Raw genomic sequence first — 1894 nt, forward strand, 5'->3', positions numbered from 1 at the left:
GGGTCGTCGACACCGAACACGTCGCCGATGTCGCCCAAGCCGCACGCCGAGAGCAGCGCGTCGCACAGCGCATGGACGGCCACGTCGCCGTCGGAGTGTCCGGCGCAGCCGTCGATGTCAGGAAACAGCAGACCTAGCAGCCAGCAGGGCCGACCGGCTTCGATCGCGTGCACGTCGGTGCCCAGCCCTATCCGCGCGCTCACTGCACCACAATCGCTTGGGCCAGCAGGATGTCCAATCGAGTGGTGATCTTGAAGGCCAGCGGGTCGCCGTCGACCACCTGCACCTGACCGCCGATGTGCTCGACCATCGACGCGTCGTCGGTGAAGTCGGCCCACGCACGGTCGGCGGCGCCCTGGTAGGCACGCAGCAGCAGTTCGGTGGCAAATCCCTGCGGGGTTTGGACGGCGCGCAGGCCGGCCCGCTCGGGCGTCCCCAACACCACCCCGTTGGCATCGACCGTCTTGACGGTGTCGGAAAGCGGCAGCGCGGGCACCACGGCCGAATGCCCGGCCCGCAGCGCCTCGACCACGCGCACCACCACCCCGGGTGGTGTCAGCGGCCGGGCGGCGTCATGGACCAGCACGAAGTTGGGCTGTTCTGCATCTGTGACCGCCGCCAGCGCCCGGCTCACCGACTCACCGCGGTTCGCGCCTCCGGGGACGACGGTCGCGTGGCGGCCGAGGATCAACTTGGCCTGGCCGGTGCGGTCGGCCGGCACCGCCACCACGACGCGGTCGATGACACCGGACTCCAGAAGACAGCTGACGGCGCGTTCAACCAGCGTGCGGCCGTCGAGGTGAAAAAACGCCTTGGGCACACCGGCGGCCAGCCGTTGGCCCGACCCGGCGGCCGGGACCACCGCGACGGTCTCTGTCACTCGGGCCCCTGCGCGTCAGGGATTCAAGACGCGGCGGCCAGAACCTCGTCGAGGATGGTTTCGGCCTTGGCGTCGTCGGTGCTTTCGGCCAGCGCCAGCTCGCCCACCAGGATCTGCCGCGCTTTGGCCAGCATGCGCTTCTCGCCGGCCGATAGGCCGCGTTCCTGGTCGCGGCGCCACAAGTCGCGAACGACCTCGGCGACCTTGTTGACGTCACCCGAGGCCAGCTTCTCCAAGTTGGCCTTGTAGCGGCGAGACCAGTTGGTCGGTTCCTCGGTGTGCGGTGCGCGCAGCACCTGGAACACCTTGTCAAGACCTTCCTGGCCGACCACATCGCGGACGCCGACGTATTCGGCGTTTTCAGCGGGTACGCGAACTGTGAGGTCTCCCTGCGCCACCTTCAAGACGAGATATTCCTTTTGTTCCCCTTTAATGGTTCGGGTTTCGATCGCCTCGATTAACGCAGCACCGTGGTGTGGATAGACAACGGTGTCTCCGACCGCAAAATTCATCAGTTTCGAGCCCCTTTCGTTACTCCATGCTAACACGCCACGCCGACACGTGGGGAACAACTGCGCAGGTCAGGGGCACCACACATGAACAGAGGGGGTTGACAGACGGGAGAATTCATGCAAGGCACCGACCTATCGGGAACCCGATGGGCGCCCCCCGGAGGGCTCCAGGTTTGCGCTGTTCGGCACGCTCAAGATCATACTGCGCTGCTCTGAGACCTCAGCTACCGGCCGTCTTATCGACCTACTACTGTGCATAGTCGAACCGCAATGCCATGAGTCGGCCGAGCAGGAGGCTTTGAGTGAATCGCTTCGACAACCGCCGGTTGACCAGGGTCGCGGCGCTCGCGGCGGGCTGCTTAATCGGTGCCGTTGCGCTCGCCGGCTGCAGCGCCGGTCAGCTCTCCCAGACCGCCAGCCAGGAGTCGGCCGTCGACGGTAGCCAGGCGGTGATCAAGAACGTCGCACTGCGCAATGTCCGGATCCAGGCGCAGCAGAACAC

The 1894-nt window shown here is 66.2% G+C and carries 3 protein-coding genes and 1 pseudogene; 1 reads left to right on the forward strand and 3 read right to left on the reverse strand.

The annotated features are described in order from the left end of the window. The 3 genes from WB785_RS00760 to carD all read right to left on the reverse strand — a co-directional run. The coding region (locus WB785_RS00760) for a 2-C-methyl-D-erythritol 2,4-cyclodiphosphate synthase (protein ID WP_424076798.1) at positions 1-203 on the reverse strand (203 nt) is incomplete at its 3' end. Next, the gene (ispD, locus tag WB785_RS00765; RefSeq protein WP_424076799.1) at positions 200-880 is read right to left on the reverse strand and encodes a 2-C-methyl-D-erythritol 4-phosphate cytidylyltransferase; all 681 of its coding nucleotides are present in this window, start codon (positions 878-880) and stop codon (positions 200-202) included. The genes ispD and WB785_RS00760, both read right to left, overlap by 4 nt. Before the next feature lie 23 nt (positions 881-903). Next, a complete protein-coding gene (gene carD / locus WB785_RS00770; protein ID WP_324440733.1) occupies positions 904-1392 on the reverse strand; it encodes an RNA polymerase-binding transcription factor CarD in 489 nt (162 codons plus the stop codon). 302 nt (positions 1393-1694) lie between these two features. Between carD and WB785_RS00775 the strand changes: the two are divergent. Beyond that, positions 1695-1894 (forward strand): annotated as a pseudogene (locus WB785_RS00775) (hypothetical protein); the annotation flags it as partial.

It is taken from the genome of Mycobacterium sp., from assembly GCF_049585075.1.
Lineage (GTDB): Bacteria > Actinomycetota > Actinomycetes > Mycobacteriales > Mycobacteriaceae > Mycobacterium.

What these genes read in the sequence shown, in the direction of transcription:
- carD (WP_324440733.1), bottom strand. Translation starts at nt 1,392, where the DNA reads ATGAATTTTGCGGTCGGAGACACCGTTGTCTATCCACACCACGGTGCT.